Here is a 17259-nt window from a genome sequence, read left to right on the forward strand (position 1 = left end):
CCTTTTCGTGCGAGATTGCTGAAACGGGGCCGCGCAGGCATTGCCGCGCGGCCTTTGCATGTGAGGAGATCGGATGAGCGAAGCACCAAGAATCGGAATCAAGCGGATCGAGGATTCGGATCACACGCTGGCGCTGCCGTCCTATGAAACCACCGGGGCGGCGGGCGCGGATCTGCGTGCGAATTTCCCCGACGAGGCGCGCGACGGACTTCTGCTTTCTCCGGGGCAGCGGGCCCTGGTGCCGACCGGGCTGATCCTTGACATCCCGCTGGGATGGGAGGTGCAGGTCAGGCCGCGTTCCGGGCTTGCGCTCAGACATGGTCTGACGCTGGTCAATACGCCCGGCACGATAGACAGCGATTATCGCGGTCCGGTCGGCGTAATTGTGATCAATCTGGGGGATGAGCCCTATCATCTGCGTCATGGCGAGCGCATTGCCCAGTTGGTCGTGGCACCCGCCGTGCAGGCGGGTTTCTTCGAAACCGCCGAAATTAGCGAGACGGCCAGGGGCGCCGGAGGTTTCGGTTCCACGGGGATCGGCTGATGCTGGGTGCCCTGATCTTCGTCGCAATCGCGGGGCTTGCATGGTTCGCAGGATTGCGGGGCAGGAATACGGTTCTTGCCCTTGCTGTTCCGTGGTTGAGCGTGGTTCTTCTCAAGTCGCAGATGCCTGATGCCTGGCTGGCGCGGCAGTTCGGCGGCGATATCCGGCACTGGCTGGTGACCGGGATGATCGGCGGGCTGGTTATCCTGTATCGGGTCGGGTTGCGGAAATTGCGGGGGCTTGCAACGGAACCCTCCGTGCCGGAGGCCGCACCGCAGAGTGACGGGATGTCCGATCCCGAGCTTGACCGCTATGCCCGCCATCTGGTGCTGCGGGAGATCGGCGGTCCGGGGCAGATGCGTCTGCGCGATGCGCGGGTGCTGGTGGTTGGTGCCGGAGGGCTTGGGTCGCCGGTCGGGTTGTATCTGGCGGCGGCAGGGGTCGGTGAGATTTGTCTGGCCGATGACGATATTGTCGATCTGTCAAACCTGCAAAGACAGGTAATTTTCCGGAATGATCAACAGGGTGAGCCGAAGGCGGAAGCGGCTGCGGAAAACCTGCTTAAGCTGAACCCGCATATCCACGCCCATACATGGCCCCATCGGATCACGGAAGAAAGCGCGAAGATGATCGCGTCCTATGACCTCGTGATTGACGGGACGGACAGTTATGCGTCGCGCGATGCCATCAACCGCGCCTGCGTCGCGGCCGGGGTTCCGTTGCTTGCCGGCGCGATTGCGCAATGGGAAGGGCAGGTTACCTTATATGATCCGGCACATGGCGGCCCCTGTTTTTCCTGCTTGTTCCCGCAGGAGCCCGCGCCCGGAAACGCGCCGCCATGCGCAGAGGCGGGGGTCGTCGGTGCGCTTCCCGGCGTGATCGGCAGTATTCTCGCGCTGGAGGCGATCAAATATCTGACCGGTGCGGGGCAGGGACTTGACGGGCGGATGCTGATCTTCGACGGATTATATGGCGAGACGCGGATGATAACGATCGCGCCCCGTCCGGATTGCTCGGTTTGTGGGGGGACCGCGCCGGGCTGAGAGGGGCGTTCAGACCTCCTCGATCCGCAATTCCACCGGGTCGCTGACCAGAACCCCTGTGCGCGGCAGCGCCTCGATGGCGAAATCGATGGCTTCGGGCGTGGTCTTGTGGGTGACGACCAGAACCGGAACGCTGCTGTCGCTGGAATGCCCGTATTGCCGCATCCGGTCGATAGAGATCCCGGCTTCGCCCAAGACCGAGGCTATCTTGGCCAAGGCGCCCGGTTTGTCCTGCAATTCCAGCCGCATGTAATACGAGGCAGGAACAGCGGTGCGTGCGGGCTGGGCGGGTTTCAACCCGGTCGCGGGCTGGCCGAAGACCGGCAGGCGGATGCCGCGCGCGATATCGGCGATATCGGACATGACGGCGCTTGCGGTCGGACCTTCGCCCGCACCTGCGCCGCGCAGTACGATCTGACCGACGCTGTCGCCCTCGACCACGATCATATTGGTGCCGCCCGCAAGCTGCCCAAGCGGGCTGTCGGCGGGTACAAGACAGGGCGACATGCGCTGTTCCAACCCGCGCGGAGTCATCTGCGCGATGCCCAGCAACTTGATCCGGTAACCCATATCCGAGGCGCGGTTGATGTCGTCGATGCTGACCCGCTCGATCCCCTCGATCTCGACCGCATCGAAATTCACCCTTGTCCCGAAGGCGATAGAAGAAAGGATCGCCAGTTTGTGCCCCGCATCGATGCCGCCCACGTCCAGATTGGGATCGGCTTCCAGATAGCCAAGCTGCCGCGCTTCCTCGAACACCGCCTCATAGGGCAGGCCGGCACTTTCCATCCGGGTCAGGATATAGTTGCAGGTGCCGTTCATCACTCCCATGACGCGGGTGGTGCTGTTGCCGGCCAGCGATTCCGTCATGGTCTTGATCACGGGGATACCGCCCGCCACCGCGGCCTCGAAGCGGATCACGCGGCCAAGGCTTTCGGCCAGTTCGGCCAGTTCCTGGCCATGCATCGCCAGCAGAGCCTTGTTCGCGGTGACGACATCCTTACCGGCATGCAGGGCGGCCTCGATGCTTTCTTTGGCGATGCCGTTATCGCCGCCGACCAGTTCGATATACAGGTCCACATCATCCGCCGTGGCCACGGCCATCGGATCGTCCTCCCAGCGATAGGCCGAGATATCCGCATCGCGATTCTTCATCCGATCGCGGGCACTGACGGCGGTAATCGTAATCTCACGCCCGGTCCGTTTGGCCAGCAGGCCAGCGTGTTTCTGGACGATCTTGATGACACCGATACCGACAGTACCAAGCCCGGCAATGCCGAGGCGGAGAGGGGACGACATGAAAGCCTCTTATTGTGGATTGCGCGGGTTGTTATCCTGCCTCTTGCAGGGTTGCAACGCAGGATCGGAAAATGCCATCGGGAAAGCCTGCTCCGGCGGTCTGCCTGTGCCTTATTGGCCGCAAGATCTGCAAGGTTTCGGTTTGTCCCTGAAAGATCGGAACGCCGCATCTTTTCGTTTTGGCGCAATTCCCGGCGCAAAACCGATACCCGCTTTTGTTGAAAATGCCTTAATCTTCCTCGTCACCGGCCAATTCGCCTTCGATCCCGGTTGCCCGCATGATCGACACTACCCGCCGGGCGATCTTCTGCGTCCGCTTGTGAATCGCATCGATTTCATCGGCGTTCATTTCATCGGGATAACGCTCGCCGCGGGTATTGATAAAGGTCGGATGCCAGTAACCGGGCTTCGATCCCGGACGCCATGACGCATGGCACAGCAGGTTGCGCTTTAGCCGAAGCTCGCTCAGTTCCTCGGTCAGGATATGCCGGTCATCGACCCGCGCATGTTTGATCGTGGCGATGAAACTGTCGATCAGAGTGCCAAGCGTATCGTCGGCGATATCCTCCATCCGCTGTAACCATTTCTCAAGCTCGTTCTCGCTTGCATCCTTTCCCAGCCCCTGCCGCGTCAGTGAAAAGATGGCGCGTTTCAGGGCCTCTTCGAGAAAACCGAAACCGGCGACGGCGTGACCGATCGCGGTGGCCATATCATCTGTCAGGCGCTCGGGAGTGGGGCTGAGGGTCATCGCGGTCTTCTGAACGTGAGATTGGCTGGATCGGGGTCGGGCACGACGTCTATTCGCGCCACATCCGTTCAACCCATTCGGTTGGATGGACGTAATGCCGCAAATGCCTGAAGAAGCTTTCGCGGCGATCCCTGGCGAATGCCGCGCGAAGGTGATCCAGCGGCGGGCGCGGCGTGGCGTGTTCGTCCCAGCGTCCGGCAATGGCGTCGGGCGGGTTAAGATTACCGGGAAAGATCACGATCCGGGCGTTTCGGGGGATGCGGGGTTTAATGAAATAATTCAGTGGAAAGACCGGCACGCATTGCATGCGGAAATGCACCATCCAGCGCAGCGGCCAGAATTTCACTCCGCCCGGCGCGTTGCGGGTGACGAAGCGTTGTTCGTATTTGTATTCATCCGCCACGGCCTGCGGATCGGCGCGGAAGATATCCTGCAAGGGGGCAAGATTGCCGACCTTCATCCGGTAAACCGAGGTCTGGCCCATGCGCTCGAAAGGCGTGTTCAGATTGCGCCCCAGAATCGTGTCCCCGGGATCGCCATGTTCGAAGAAACAGTCGATATTGCCGGTAATGACGACATCCAGATCCAGAAACAGCACGACACCCGTCACATCCCCCAGATCGCCCCATAACCGCGATTTGGGCCATTTCCCCCGCGTCCGTTCGGGGGTCTTGTAGTCGAATTCGGGTAGCGGCCGCACGGCGATATCGGGATGCAGACCCGTGCCGTCATCGGTGAAACAGAACAACCGGAAAGGCGGCGTGATATTGCGTGAGATCATGCCATGCAGGCGATTGACATATTCCGCGCCGAACTTGTCGCCCCATTTGATACAGATGATCTGCTTGACAGATCCGTTACGCCCGTCACTCATGACCGCCTCGCGAGTTTGGCTCGAAGGTTTCACAACCATGCGGTGAGAGCAAGAGAGGAAATTATCACTCGCCAGGCCGGAACGGGGGCGTTCCGTTCCGGCCGGGCGATCTCAGATCATCCCCGTGCTTCGCGGATCAGCCGCAGGATATCGGCTGCGGCTGCCGGAATATTCGTCCCGGGTCCGAAGATCGCCTTGACGCCCGCCTTGCGCAGGAAATCGTAATCCTGCTGCGGAATGACACCGCCGCAGATCACCAGAATATCCCCGGCCCCCTGTTCCTTCAGGGCCTCGATCAGCTTCGGGGCAAGGGTCTTGTGACCTGCCGCCTGAGACGAAATGCCGATGACATGCACGTCGTTATCCACGGCGTCCTGCGCGGCTTCTTCCGGGGTCTGGAACAGCGGGCCGACATCGACGTCAAAGCCGATATCGGCAAAGGCCGTGGCGATGACCTTGGCGCCGCGGTCATGGCCATCCTGACCCATCTTGACCACCAGCATGCGGGGGCGGCGGCCTTCATCCTCGGCGAATTTCTCGACATCGCGTTGAATGGCAGCGAAGCCTTCGTCGCCCTCATAGGCGGCGCCGTAAACGCCGGCGAGGGTCTTGACCTCGGCGCGGTGCCGGCCGAATTCCTTTTCCATGGCCATGCTGATCTCTCCGACTGATGCACGGGCGCGGGCGGCCTCGACTGCGGCCTCCAGCAGATTGCCGCCCTCGCGGGCGCGGCGGGTCAACTCGTCCAGCGCGGCCTGACAGGCGGATTCGTCGCGGCTGGCGCGGATCTTTTCCAGCCGGGCAATCTGGTTGTCGCGGACCTTGACGTTATCGATATCCAGAATATCGATCGGGTCTTCCTTGTCCTTGCGATACTTGTTGACGCCGACGATGACTTCCTCGCCCCGGTCGATCATGGCCTGACGGCGGGCGGCGGTTTCCTCGATCCGCAGTTTCGGCATCCCCGAGGCGACTGCCTTGGTCATGCCGCCCATCTCTTCGACCTCTTCCATCAGTGCCCATGCCTTTTCGGCCAGTTCGGCGGTCAGGCTTTCGATGTAATAGGACCCGGCCAAAGGATCGATGACATTGGTGATGCCGGTTTCCTCTTGCAATATCAGCTGGGTATTGCGGGCGATGCGGGCACTGAAATCGGTTGGCAGGGCGATTGCCTCGTCCAGCGCATTGGTATGCAGCGATTGCGTGCCGCCAAGCGCTGCGCTCATCGCCTCATATGCCGTGCGGATGACATTGTTATAGGGATCCTGCTCTTGCAGACTGACGCCTGAAGTCTGGCAATGCGTCCGCAGCATCTTGGAACTGACTTTCTTCGCCCCGAACTCGGTCATGACCCGATGCCACAGCAAACGCGCCGCCCGCAGCTTGGCAACCTCCATGAAGAAATTCATGCCGATGGCGAAGAAGAACGACAAGCGCCCCGCGAAGACGTCCACATCCATGCCCGCATTGATTGCCGCCTTCACATATTCGCGTCCGTCGGCCAGCGTATAGGCAAGCTCTTGCACCAAATTCGCGCCTGCCTCCTGCATGTGATAGCCGGAAATCGAGATCGAGTTGAAGCGCGGCATCTGGGTGCTGGTGAACTCGATGATATCGCTGATGATCCGCATCGAGGGTTCGGGTGGGTAGATATAGGTGTTGCGGACCATGAATTCCTTGAGGATATCGTTCTGGATGGTTCCCGACAGCACCGAGCGGTCGTGCCCCTGTTCCTCGCCGGTGACGATGAAATTCGCCAGAACCGGGATCACCGCGCCGTTCATGGTCATCGAGACGCTGACCTTGTCCAGCGGGATACCGTCGAACAGGATTTTCATATCCTCGACCGAGTCGATGGCGACGCCGGCCTTTCCTACATCGCCCACGACCCGGGGATGGTCGCTGTCATAGCCGCGATGGGTGGCCAGATCGAAGGCGACCGAAACCCCCTGCTGACCGGCGGCCAATCCGCGGCGATAGAAGGCGTTGGATTCCTCGGCGGTCGAAAAGCCTGCATATTGCCGGATGGTCCAGGGACGCCCGGCATACATCGTTGCGCGGGGGCCACGGGTGAAAGGCTCCAGTCCGGGCAGGCTGCCCAGATGGTCAAGCCCGCTTGTATCCGCCTCGGTGTAAAGCGGCTTGACGGTGATGTCTTCCAGCGTCTGCCATTCAAGGCTGGCCGGGTCGCGGCCTTTCAGTTCCTTTTCGGCAAGCTTGCGCCAATCCTCCAATGTCGATTTTGTCATGATCTGTCCTTTCCCAACGGCCCGCTTTGCTTATATTCAGAACAGGAAGAGGTGCCGATGAAGTTGAAATTCCTGATTTTCGCAATGGCTCTGGCTGCCATGGGCCAGGTGCGCGAGGCTCCGCCTCCGCGCAACGTGCCGATGACCGAGCCCGGTACGCCGATGAGTCCCGAGGAACTTGCCGGAACCCAAAGAGAGCCGAAGGCGCAGTCCGAATTGCGGTTACTTGATGCGGGCGATGCCGATCCGGATGAATTCCAGTGGAAGTCCCGCCCGGTCGTGGTCTTTGCCGACAACCCGGACGATCCTGCTTTCGTCGAACAGATGAAGGAATTGCAGCTCAATCCCCGCATGCTGGTAGAGCGTGATGTGGTGGTGCTCACCGATACCGATCCGCAGGCAGACAGCGTCTGGCGACAACGATTCCATCCGAAAGGGTTTTCGCTGGTCCTTCTGGACAAGGACGGGCAGGTCAAGCTGCGCAAACCCTTGCCCTGGGATGTCCGCGAAATCAGCCGCGCGATCGACAAGTTCCCTTTGCGCCGGCAGGAGATCGGACGGGCAGGGGTGCAATAGGATTCACCTTGACGCAGGTTCGGATTGCGAAAAACCGCCATAGTCCCTATATTCAGGGCAGGGCGGATATGTCTGCCCGCAAACGGAGGATGCGAAATGGCGAAAGCGGCCATGTTGCGTGATGACAAGCGGGGCCCTGTTCCGGCCATCAGTGCCGAGCGGATGGAGCAGTTCCGCAAACGGCTTGATGAACTACTCCGCGCCAGAAGGGAATTTCTGGACAAGAATGGTTCGGTCAATGACGTGACCTCTGCCTTGGGATTGACGCCTATCACGGGCCGCTCCGGTCCACGGATGTTCTACTGATCGCGGCTTTCCCAAGCCCGGCGGTAAGTGTATCGACAGCCTCCCGTCCTGTTTCCAGCGTTTCATTCGAAATCGCGATATAATCCAGAAGCATCTTGGCCGCGCGGTCGGGGTTGTTCCTGATATTTTGCAGCACATCTTCCCCAAAAGCCGCCCGAACCGCCAAAAGGCGATAATATCTGACCACCGAATCGATGCTTGCCTCGGGCAACATATGCACATCGGTGACTATCGCGCGGAAAATGCGGTCATTGGCGTCATGCGGCAGGATTGGCGCCGCTCCTTCGGATATCAGGAGTTGCAACTGCTCGGCATCCGGTAAATCCAGCATCTGCCGCTCCAGCGCGACCACATGCGCCCGGATCTCCGCTAAAAGCGCCCGTTGTATATCGTTGATCCGTTCTCGACGCAGCACCAGATCGCGGCGGCGTGACAGCGCATGTGTCCAGAACCAGCCCGCCGCCACCACCCCGCCGCCCACAATGGCGGTGACAAGGGCGGCAGCAACCCTTTCGTTCAGGATGAGGGGGGACAGATCCACGGGTTAGCTCCCTGGCGTCAATGATATTTCGGGTTTTGCCTCACTCAAACTCCATGATCACATCATCGACCTTCAGGCTTTGCCCCGCCTCGGCATTCACGGATTTTACCATGCCTTTCCGTTCGGCCCGCAGGATGTTTTCCATCTTCATTGCCTCGACTGTGCAAAGCGCCTGACCTTCCTGTACCTCATCGCCCGCGGCCACGTTGATTTTCACCACCAGCCCGGGCATCGGGCAAAGCAGGAATTTCGTGGTATCCGGCGCGATCTTCTCGGGCATCAGCTTGACCAGTTCGGCGGCGCGGGGGCGGCGGACATGGACATGCAGGTCGGCGCCGCGGCTGCGCAGGCGGAAACCGGCGGCGATCCTGTCGACCTTCATGACCAGAGGCTGCCCGTCGACCAGCATCCGCGCAAGCGAATGGCCGGGCCGCCAGTCGCTTTCCACGCGCAATTCGCGCGCCCCGGCCTGAACCGTAGCGCCTTCGCGGTCGGCGCGGATCCTGACCGGTACTTCGCGTCCGGCCAGAAAGACCACCCAATTCTCGCCAACATGGCGTTCGTGATTGTCCAGCCTTCCGCTGATCCGCGCGCGGCGGATTTCGGCCACGCGATGCATGGCCGCAGCGGCAGCGGCTATGCGGATGGTGTCATCATCTCCGGGCACAACCCCCTGAAAGCCATCGGGATATTCCTCGGCGATGAAGGCCGTGGTCATATCGCCAGCGACGAATTTCGGATGGTCCATCACGGCGGAAAGGAAGGGCAGGTTATGCCCGATCCCCTCGACCTCGAACGTATCGAGGGCGACCCGCATATCTTCGATCGCCTGCCCGCGCGTGGGTGCCCAAGTGCACAGCTTGGCGATCATCGGGTCGTAATACATGCTGATCTCGCCGCCTTCATAGACGCCGGTATCGTTGCGCACGACATGCGCGGTATCGGCGATTTCCTCGGGTGGACGATAGCGGGTCAGTCGCCCGATCGAAGGCAGGAAGCCGCGATAGGGATCCTCGGCATAAAGCCGGGACTCGATGGCCCAGCCGTTGATCTTCAGATCGGATTGCGTGAAGGGCAGCGGCTCTCCGGCGGCGACGCGGATCATCTGTTCAACCAGATCGACGCCGGTAATCAGTTCCGTGACCGGATGTTCGACCTGAAGGCGGGTATTCATTTCGAGGAAGTAGAAATTCCGCTCGCCATCGACGATGAACTCGACGGTGCCCGCGCTTGTGTAACCCACGGCTGAGGCCAGCTTGCATGCCTGTTCGCCCATTGCCTTGCGCGTAGCCTCGTCAAGGAAGGGCGAGGGGGCCTCTTCGATCACTTTCTGGTTGCGCCGCTGGATCGAGCATTCGCGTTCATGCAGGTAGACGCAATTGCCATGCGCGTCTGCCAGAACCTGAATCTCGATATGGCGTGGCTGGGTCACGAATTTCTCGATGAAGATGCGGTCGTCGCCGAAACTGTTCGCGGCTTCGTTCTTAGAGGATTCGAAGCCCTCGCGCGCCTCGGCCTCGTTCCATGCGATCCGCATGCCTTTGCCGCCGCCGCCTGCGCTGGCCTTGATCATCACCGGATAGCCGATTTCATCCGAGATCTTCGCCGCCTCATCCGCATCGGCGATCAGCCCCATGAAACCGGGCACGGTGCTGACGCCCGCCTTGGCTGCCAGTTTCTTCGAGGTGATCTTGTCGCCCATGGCTTCGATTGCCGACGCCGGGGGGCCGATAAAGGCTACGCCTTCGCGGGCCAGAGCCTCGGCGAAATTCTTGTTCTCGGACAGGAAACCATAGCCGGGATGAACTGCCTCTGCGCCGGTCTGGCGGATGGCATCCAGAATCCTGTCGATCACGATATAGGACTGATTGGCGGGCGGCGGGCCGATATGCACCGCTTCATCGGCCATTTTCACATGCAGCGCATTGCGATCGGCATCAGAATAGACGGCGACCGTCTGAATACCCATCTTGCGGGCGGTCTTGATGACGCGGCAGGCGATCTCGCCCCGGTTGGCGATCAGGATTTTCTTGAACATGGATTAACCTTGGCCAGAGGACATGAAAAAGCCGCCCGAAGCGAAACGGCTTCGGACGGCTTTGTTGGTTGTGATGCTGGGTTTAGCCTGAGCGTATACGCAGCGATTATTGGCAGGCGCCGACACCAACGTCATCGCAAAGCGCGCCGCCAAGGGCACCGACGGCAGCGCCTTTGTAAATGTCGCTTTCCTTACCACCAAGAGCCGCAGTAAGCACCCCACCTGCTGCTGCACCCATGGCCGTACGGTCGATTTCGGTTGCCCGGCCGGTCTGGTTCGCACAGCCCGCAAGGAGGGCGGTGCCAACAGCACCAGCAAGAAGGATTTTGATTGCCATGATGGTTCTTCCTTAACAAGTTTGATGCGAGTACAACTTAAACCGCACGGATTGGTTCCGTGGGAATGTTGAGTCTGATCAGTAAGCCCGGCGGCAGACGCCGGCGTCGTCACACAATGCGCCTGCTGCGCCACCAAGCGCTGCGCCAGCGGCAATATTCTCGTCCAGCGCCTTGGCGATAACGGCCCCTGCGACCGCACCACCGGCAGCACGCTGCGCATCCGGAGAAAGGCCCGTTGCGGTCTGATAACCGCCTTGCTGCGCACATGCCGACAAACCGGCAAGGGCGAGCGAAATTCCAGTGACGCGGATGATGTTGGAAATTTGCATGGTGTTCTTATGCCTGTATTCGTGGCCTCATTCAGAGGCGGTTGAGATGGACGCGCAACTATCACACTGCGGTTGCGCTTGTCCAACGGAGTTATAGCACGAAAAGTTCCGCTTGGCAGTAAATCGCGCATCAGCGGGTTTCCGCCGGCGCACTGTCCGGACGATCGTCGAAATCGTCATCGGAAAACAATTCCGGAAAGGATGCCTGGGCACAGGTCATGTCGACACGCAGCAATTGTTCGTAATCGGTAGGGTCGAGTTCGCCCTCGGTCACGATCTCGCGACCGATCAGCCAGGACAACCGTCCGGCATCCAGATTGCCGCGTTCGAACGGCGCGTCGCCGAAATGCTCGATCAATGCAGCCAGGAAGCCAATATCCGCCGCCCGATCCGCGGCCTTGCGGTCGCGATAACGCTCGCGCCGGACCAGGGGCGTCGCGCCCTTCTTGTTATTCCGCCGGATGGTGAACTGATAATCGGTGCCGGGAAGACGGCTGGGAAAGCCGCGATGCTTCAGCATATGGCGCCCTCCTGAACGGATAGCGGGCGCAGAAGGCGCGGGCGATCGTACCGCCCGCGCATGATTGGTGGGCGAGTGGCCTTAGCCGTATTTGCCCGAATAGACCGGCTCTTGCGAGACCGGATCCGCCGCGGGTGCGGGGGGCACATAGACTTCGGGCTCCTGGCGCTGGCAAGCGGCGAAAGCCGAAACCAGGACAAGGCCGAGAATGATCTTCTTCGACATAAGCAAACTCTCCTGTTTTGCGGACGGCGATGCGTCCGACTGCTCGGGTTTGTGCCGGCCTTTTGTGGGGCCTGACAATTATCCATGATAGCCAGCCCAAGAGCATGCAGATAGCCGGTCACCTGCGACGGCGGCGAAACTTCGCCGGGATGTGGCGCGGCTGCATCAATCACAAGCTTGTGTGTCCACATGGGATTCCCGTAACTTACAAGGGGATGTTGTCGTGTTTTTTCCACGGGTTCGACAGCTTCTTCCCGCGCAGGGCAGCGAAAGAACGCGCAACCCGGCGGCGAGTCGAGCGGGGCTGGATCACCTCATCGATGAAGCCTTTTTCCGCCGCAACGAAAGGATTGGCAAAGCGATCCTCGTAATCCTTCGTTCTGGCCGCGATCTTGTCAGGGTCGTTCAATTCGCTGCGATACAGGATCTCGACCGCACCCTTGGCGCCCATCACCGCGATTTCCGCGGTCGGCCAGGCATAGTTGAAATCGCCGCGCAGATGTTTCGATGCCATGACGTCATAGGCGCCGCCATAAGCCTTGCGGGTGATGACCGTGACTTTCGGCACCGTCGCCTCGCCATAGGCGAATAGCAGCTTGGCGCCATGCTTGATGACGCCGCCATATTCCTGACTGGTGCCCGGCAGGAAGCCCGGAACATCGACAAAGGTCAGGATCGGGATCTCGAAAGAGTCGCAGAAGCGCACGAAACGCGCCGCCTTGCGGCTGCTGTCGATATCGAGGCACCCGGCCAGTACCATCGGCTGATTGGCGACGACACCGATGGTACGGCCTTCCAGACGGATGAAGCCGGTGATGATATTCCCGGCGAAGTCCTTCTGGATTTCGTAGAAATCGCCCTCATCCGCGACCTTCACGATCAGCTCTTTCATATCATAGGGCTGGTTGGGATTGTCTGGGATCAGCGTATCCAGACTTTCATCGATCCGTGCCGGGTCATCGAAAAATGGCCGCACCGGAACGCCGTCGCGATTGTTCAGGGGCAGGAAATCGAACAGCCGCCGGATTTCCGAGAGCGTCTCGACATCATCCTCGAACGCGCCATCAGCGACCGAACTTTTCCGGGTATGGGTCGAGGCGCCGCCAAGCTGTTCGGCGGTGACCACTTCGTTGGTGACGGTCTTGACCACATCCGGCCCGGTCACGAACATGTAAGAGGTATCTTTGACCATGAAGATGAAATCGGTCATGGCGGGGCTGTAGACCGCGCCGCCCGCGCATGGCCCCATGATGACGCTGATCTGCGGAACCACGCCGGATGCCATGATATTGCGTTGAAATACATCGGCATAACCGGCCAGAGAGGCCACGCCTTCCTGAATCCGTGCCCCGCCTGAATCGTTCAGTCCGATGACCGGCGCGCCGTTCTGCACCGCCATGTCCATGATCTTGCAGATCTTCTGCGCATGGGTTTCCGACAATGAGCCGCCGAAGACGGTGAAATCCTGGCTGAACACATAGACCATGCGGCCGTTGATCGTGCCCCAGCCGGTTACCACGCCGTCGCCATAGGGCCGTTCGGCCTCCATCCCGAAATCGGTCGAACGATGCGCGACGAACATGTCGAATTCCTCGAAACTGCCTTCATCCAGCAGCAATTCGATCCGTTCGCGCGCCGTCAGCTTCCCACGCGCGTGCTGAGCATCGATGCGGCGCTGTCCTCCGCCAAGGCGGGCCTCGTCGCGGCGGCGTTCCAGCTCTTGCAGAATATCCTTCATGGGCGGGACCTTTCGGTTGAGTTGCGGGAAAATAGCGCGCGAATTCGGCGCATGAAAGAAGAATTGGGAAAATTTGCAAACTACATTGCCGCGTGATCGTGATAATTGCAAAATCGCAAACCTTCGCAATCCCGATCTTCCCGGCCCATTCCGGACCCGTGCGGCCTGAACGGGCGGGATTCCCCGCCGCGATCAATGGGCCATGAACACCGGCAGCGTGGTTTCGGCAATGATTTCCCGCGTCGCGCCGCCGAAGATCAACTGCCGCAAGCGGCTTTGGGTATAAGCGCCCTTGATGATCAGGTCGGACCCATGCGCTGCCGTTTCGGCCAGAATGGTTTCCCCGATCCCGCGCCCCTCCAGTTCGACCGAGCGGGCTTCGCAGGCAATATCGTTGCGGTTGAGATAGGTGACGATATCGGCGCCGTCGGGGCCGGATACGCTGCTGCCTTCGACCGTCAGGACAACGACCCGGTCCGCGCGCGCCAGCAGCGGCAGGGCAAAGGCGATCGTGCGTGCGGTTTCGGTGCTGCCATTCCAGACGATGAGAATATTCTTGCCGAATTGCCGGGGCGGTTCCGGCGGTGCGATGAGGACCGGCCGGCCACTTTCGAACAGGGCGGCCTCCAGCGTGGTGCCGCGCGGCTGGCCGTATTTCGAGCCGGGGCGGCCAAGCACGGTGATATCGAATGCCCGTCCGATATTACCGATGAAATCATCGCCATGCGTTTCTGCGTGCCAGCCGAAATGTGGCCCCTTGCCGGTACCGGTTGTTTCAGGGATCGCATGCGCCTGCATCGCGTCAAGGAATGCCTGCCGTGCCTTGACGGCATTCTCGCCGTTATCCTGCGCATCCTCCTGATAAAGGACCATGGTGCCCATGGCATCGGCCGCCATGAACGGACTGAGGGCGGGGCTGAGGGTAAAACCTTCAAGGTAACTGTCGAATGCCAGCCCCAGCAGCGCCGCTGTCTGAAGCGTCGATTGCGAGAGTTCGTGAAGTTCCACCGGGACGAGGATCGTTTTCATGACCATGACTCCAGCAGGGCTTGTGACTATGCCCCGATCTTAACATTATAGGCCCGTTCAGCCAAATTCGCATCAACGACCTTCACGCTACACCCGGAATTCATCTTTTGTCAGCCAAATCTACTCCTCCTTCGCCGCCGGTCGGGCAATTGCCGCCTGCCAGTGGCGGGAGGGCGCATTTCCTCACGCTTTTCTCGGCGATCATGCTGCCGATGTTTCTTGCGATCGTCGATCAGACCATCGTCGCGGCTGCCTTGCCCGCAATCGCGGCGTCCCTTGGCGATGTCGAGCTGGTCTCGTGGGTGGTGGTGGCCTATCTGGTCACCACCACGATTGCCGCGCCGGTTTATGGGCGTCTTGGCGATTTGCTTGGGCGGCGGAATCTGATGTTCGTTGCCTTGGCCATCGTGATCGTCGCATCGATCCTGTGCGCGATCTCGACCAGCACGGTTTTCCTGATCTGCGCGCGCGCGCTTCAGGGATTCGGGGGCGGCGGGCTTATGACATTGTCGCAGGCATTGATCGGCGAAAGTCTGGCGCCGCGCGACCGGGCGCGGTATCAGGGCTATCTGGCCGCGGTTGCCGTGACCTCCAGCGCCTTCGGCCCCGTCGTCGGCGGGTTCATGACCGAGCATTTTGGCTGGCGGTCGATTTTCCTGATGAATATTCCGCTTGGTCTGCTGGCGGCGATGCTGACATTGCGCTTGCCGTCACGGAGCGGATCGGGTGAGCGGATCCGCTTCGATTTTCCGGGCCTTGCGCTATTCGCGACCTTTGTCGTCTCGGCCTTGGTGATGCTTCAGCAGATCCAGCGCTTCGAACTCGGTTCTGTTCCCGTCATCATCGTCCTATCACTGGCCGGCATAGCCGCGATCGTGCTGCTGATCTGGCGCGAGAAGCGCGCGCCGGATCCGTTACTGCCGCTTCCGCTATTCCGCAATCCCACAATCTGGCGAAGCGACGCATTGGCGGCCTGCCACGGCGCCATGCTTGTTTCGCTGATGACATTCGTGCCGATCTATCTGCGTGTGGTTCACGGAGCTTCTCCCGCCGAGATCGGCCTGATGGTCCTGCCGATGACGGCGGCTATCGGTCTGGGCTCTCTGGTGACTGGTCGCATCGTCAGCCGGACCGGCCGTACCGCGATCTTTCCCTCGGGCGGGTTGGCGGTCGTGGTGCTGGTCCTGATCACCCTGGCGATCATCCTGCCATGGCTGAGCGCGCATGAATTTTCCTGGTTGCTGGGTTTCGGCGCGATCTTCATGGGTACGGTAATGGGGGTGGTGCAACTGACGGTGCAGGTAGCCGCAGGCAGCAGCAGGTTGGGCATCGCGGCCGCGACGGTGCAATTTTCCCGCTCGCTTGGGGCGGCGCTTGGAACGGCCATTGTCGGGACGGTGCTTTTCGGAATGCTGGCCATCGGGGATGCCGAAACCGCGCGGCTGTTCGGAACCATTCTTCAGGAAGGCCCGGATGTTCTCGCGTCATTGCCGGACGCGCAGCGAAGGATTGCGCAGGCCGAGATATCCGATGCTTTCCGTGCGGCGTTTCTGGTGATCACCAGCTTTGCTGCCGGCGGATTGTGGCTTGCCTGCTCGATGCCGCTGCGGCGCGTGTAGATTTCCCCGCGCGAGGGTGTGTTTGCAAAGTTTCGTGAATGGCGCCTGCGCGACAAGCGGCATCTTGACGCGGAACGCCGTATGGGGAAAAGCAGCAATATGGGATTGCAGATCGATATTCAGGCCATTGTGGCCAACTGGCAGGCTTTGGCGGCCAAGGCTCCTGCGGCGCGCGCCGCCGCTGTCGTCAAGGCAGATGGCTATGGTCTGGGCGCGGCGAAAATCGTCCCCGCCCTGTACGCGGCGGGGGCGCGCGACTTTTTCGTGGCGCTGGCGCGGGAAGGGCAGGCGATCCGCCCGCATCTGCCTGCAGATGCCCGGATCAATGTCCTGTCCGGGCATATGGAAGGCGCCGATCTGACCGGGCTTGTGCCGGTCATCAACAGTCCTGAACAATTCTTCCGGGATCGCGCCATGCGCCCCGGCAAACCCTTTGCGATCCAACTGGACAGCGGCATGAACCGGCTGGGAATGGAGCCCGCCGAATGGTCATCGCTTCGCGACGAGGCGCTGGCTGCCGGTCCCGCCTTCATCATGTCGCATCTGGCCTGCGCCGATGAGCCGGAACATCCGGCCAATGCCATGCAGCTTGCCGCATTCCGCGAGATGACCGAAGGGGTCGATCTGCCTCTGTCCCTGGCGGCGACCGGGGGAATCCTGTTGGGGAAGGATTATCATTTCGATCTGGTCCGGCCTGGGGTCGGGCTTTACGGCGGGATGCCTTTCGCCGATGCCCTGCCAGTGGTGCGCCTGTCGCTGCCGGTTATTCAGACCCGGTTCGTAGAGCCCGGTGAAATTGTAGGCTATGGCGCGACATGGAGCGCGGACGCGCCGCGCCGCATCGCAACGGTCGCGGCCGGTTATGCCGACGGAATCCTGCGGATATTGTCGGGCAGTGGTGCCAGTCTTTATGCGGATGGCGTAGCCTGTCCCATCGTCGGGCGCGTCTCGATGGACCTCGTCACCGCCGATGTCACGCATCTGCGGCAGGTGCCCGCCGAACTGGATCTGATTTGCCCGGAACAACCCATCGATGCCGTTGCCGACCGGGCCGGAACCATCGGCTATGAAATCCTGACCTCGCTCGGGCATCGTTACGAGCGCAGCTATCTTTAGGAATCTCTGCCGGTTTGTACCGCATCGACAGGGTTCTGTCATGCTCTTGCCACAGAAATTTGCAGCATGGCCTTGTGCGAATCCCCTTGGATCGCCACCATAAGAACATGATTTCGAGCAGGAGAGA

At 60.7% G+C, this 17259-nt stretch carries 18 protein-coding genes; 6 read left to right on the forward strand and 12 right to left on the reverse strand.

The window, feature by feature from the left end; all coding sequences use genetic code 11:
* Window positions 1-73: 73 nt before the first annotated feature.
* Together dut and Q0601_RS01525 are read left to right on the forward strand one after the other, a co-directional pair.
* Window positions 74-544: a dUTP diphosphatase gene (gene dut, locus Q0601_RS01520; protein ID WP_305286372.1), complete on the forward strand. Its 471-nt coding sequence runs from the start codon at window positions 74-76 to the stop codon at window positions 542-544.
* On the forward strand, window positions 544-1587 hold the full coding sequence (locus Q0601_RS01525; protein WP_305286375.1) for a HesA/MoeB/ThiF family protein: 1044 nt from the start codon (window positions 544-546) through the stop codon (window positions 1585-1587). The genes dut and Q0601_RS01525 overlap by 1 nt, the downstream gene beginning before the upstream one ends.
* A gap of 9 nt (window positions 1588-1596) precedes the next feature.
* On the opposite strand, the gene Q0601_RS01530 is transcribed toward Q0601_RS01525, so the two are convergent.
* The 4 genes from Q0601_RS01530 to scpA all read right to left on the reverse strand — a co-directional run bounded on the left by Q0601_RS01530 (window position 1597) and on the right by scpA (window position 6757).
* Window positions 1597-2886, reverse strand: a complete 1290-nt coding sequence (locus Q0601_RS01530; protein ID WP_305286377.1) for a homoserine dehydrogenase — start codon at window positions 2884-2886, stop codon at window positions 1597-1599.
* 229 nt (window positions 2887-3115) lie between these two features.
* Window positions 3116-3634 (reverse strand): hypothetical protein, encoded by a 519-nt coding sequence (locus Q0601_RS01535; protein ID WP_305286379.1) that lies wholly within the window; start codon window positions 3632-3634, stop codon window positions 3116-3118.
* 49 nt (window positions 3635-3683) lie between these two features.
* Window positions 3684-4508, reverse strand: a complete 825-nt coding sequence (locus Q0601_RS01540; protein ID WP_305286380.1) for a glycosyl transferase — start codon at window positions 4506-4508, stop codon at window positions 3684-3686.
* 116 nt (window positions 4509-4624) lie between these two features.
* Window positions 4625-6757, reverse strand: coding sequence for a methylmalonyl-CoA mutase (scpA, locus tag Q0601_RS01545; protein ID WP_305286382.1), 2133 nt, complete (start codon window positions 6755-6757; stop codon window positions 4625-4627).
* A gap of 57 nt (window positions 6758-6814) precedes the next feature.
* Here scpA and Q0601_RS01550 point away from each other — a divergent pair, with 57 nt between their 5' ends.
* Together Q0601_RS01550 and Q0601_RS01555 are read left to right on the forward strand one after the other, a co-directional pair.
* A complete protein-coding gene (locus Q0601_RS01550) occupies window positions 6815-7333 on the forward strand; it encodes a DUF4174 domain-containing protein (protein WP_305286385.1) in 519 nt (172 codons plus the stop codon).
* A 96-nt stretch (window positions 7334-7429) separates the two neighbouring features.
* Window positions 7430-7639 carry a hypothetical protein gene (locus Q0601_RS01555; protein WP_305286387.1) on the forward strand — a complete coding sequence of 70 codons (210 nt, stop codon included), beginning with the start codon at window positions 7430-7432 and terminating at the stop codon, window positions 7637-7639.
* On the opposite strand, the gene Q0601_RS01560 is transcribed toward Q0601_RS01555, so the two are convergent.
* From Q0601_RS01560 to Q0601_RS01595, 8 genes are all read right to left on the reverse strand, one after another.
* Window positions 7605-8180: a hypothetical protein gene (locus tag Q0601_RS01560; protein ID WP_119748566.1), complete on the reverse strand. Its 576-nt coding sequence runs from the start codon at window positions 8178-8180 to the stop codon at window positions 7605-7607. The genes Q0601_RS01555 and Q0601_RS01560 overlap by 35 nt on opposite strands.
* A gap of 40 nt (window positions 8181-8220) precedes the next feature.
* Window positions 8221-10218, reverse strand: a complete 1998-nt coding sequence (locus Q0601_RS01565; RefSeq protein WP_305286393.1) for an acetyl-CoA carboxylase biotin carboxylase subunit — start codon at window positions 10216-10218, stop codon at window positions 8221-8223.
* A 106-nt stretch (window positions 10219-10324) separates the two neighbouring features.
* Window positions 10325-10555 (reverse strand): glycine zipper 2TM domain-containing protein, encoded by a 231-nt coding sequence (locus tag Q0601_RS01570; protein WP_305286395.1) that lies wholly within the window; start codon window positions 10553-10555, stop codon window positions 10325-10327.
* A gap of 78 nt (window positions 10556-10633) precedes the next feature.
* Window positions 10634-10885, reverse strand: coding sequence for a hypothetical protein (locus Q0601_RS01575; RefSeq protein WP_305286397.1), 252 nt, complete (start codon window positions 10883-10885; stop codon window positions 10634-10636).
* Between the two features lie 130 nt (window positions 10886-11015).
* The gene (locus tag Q0601_RS01580; RefSeq protein WP_305286399.1) at window positions 11016-11405 is read right to left on the reverse strand and encodes a hypothetical protein; all 390 of its coding nucleotides are present in this window, start codon (window positions 11403-11405) and stop codon (window positions 11016-11018) included.
* A gap of 81 nt (window positions 11406-11486) precedes the next feature.
* Window positions 11487-11630, reverse strand: coding sequence for a hypothetical protein (locus Q0601_RS01585; RefSeq protein ID WP_182912803.1), 144 nt, complete (start codon window positions 11628-11630; stop codon window positions 11487-11489).
* 205 nt (window positions 11631-11835) lie between these two features.
* A complete protein-coding gene (locus Q0601_RS01590) occupies window positions 11836-13368 on the reverse strand; it encodes an acyl-CoA carboxylase subunit beta (RefSeq protein WP_305286404.1) in 1533 nt (510 codons plus the stop codon).
* Window positions 13369-13560: 192 nt separating this feature from the next.
* The gene (locus tag Q0601_RS01595) at window positions 13561-14397 is read right to left on the reverse strand and encodes a universal stress protein (protein WP_305286406.1); all 837 of its coding nucleotides are present in this window, start codon (window positions 14395-14397) and stop codon (window positions 13561-13563) included.
* Between the two features lie 107 nt (window positions 14398-14504).
* Here Q0601_RS01595 and Q0601_RS01600 point away from each other — a divergent pair, with 107 nt between their 5' ends.
* Together Q0601_RS01600 and alr are read left to right on the forward strand one after the other, a co-directional pair.
* On the forward strand, window positions 14505-16016 hold the full coding sequence (locus tag Q0601_RS01600; RefSeq protein WP_305286407.1) for an MFS transporter: 1512 nt from the start codon (window positions 14505-14507) through the stop codon (window positions 16014-16016).
* 99 nt (window positions 16017-16115) lie between these two features.
* Window positions 16116-17132 (forward strand): alanine racemase, encoded by a 1017-nt coding sequence (gene alr / locus Q0601_RS01605; protein WP_305286727.1) that lies wholly within the window; start codon window positions 16116-16118, stop codon window positions 17130-17132.
* Window positions 17133-17259 lie beyond the last annotated feature (127 nt).

Origin of the sequence: Paracoccus wurundjeri, assembly GCF_030678915.1 — a bacterium.
GTDB classification, from domain to species: Bacteria; Pseudomonadota; Alphaproteobacteria; order Rhodobacterales; family Rhodobacteraceae; genus Paracoccus; species Paracoccus onubensis_A.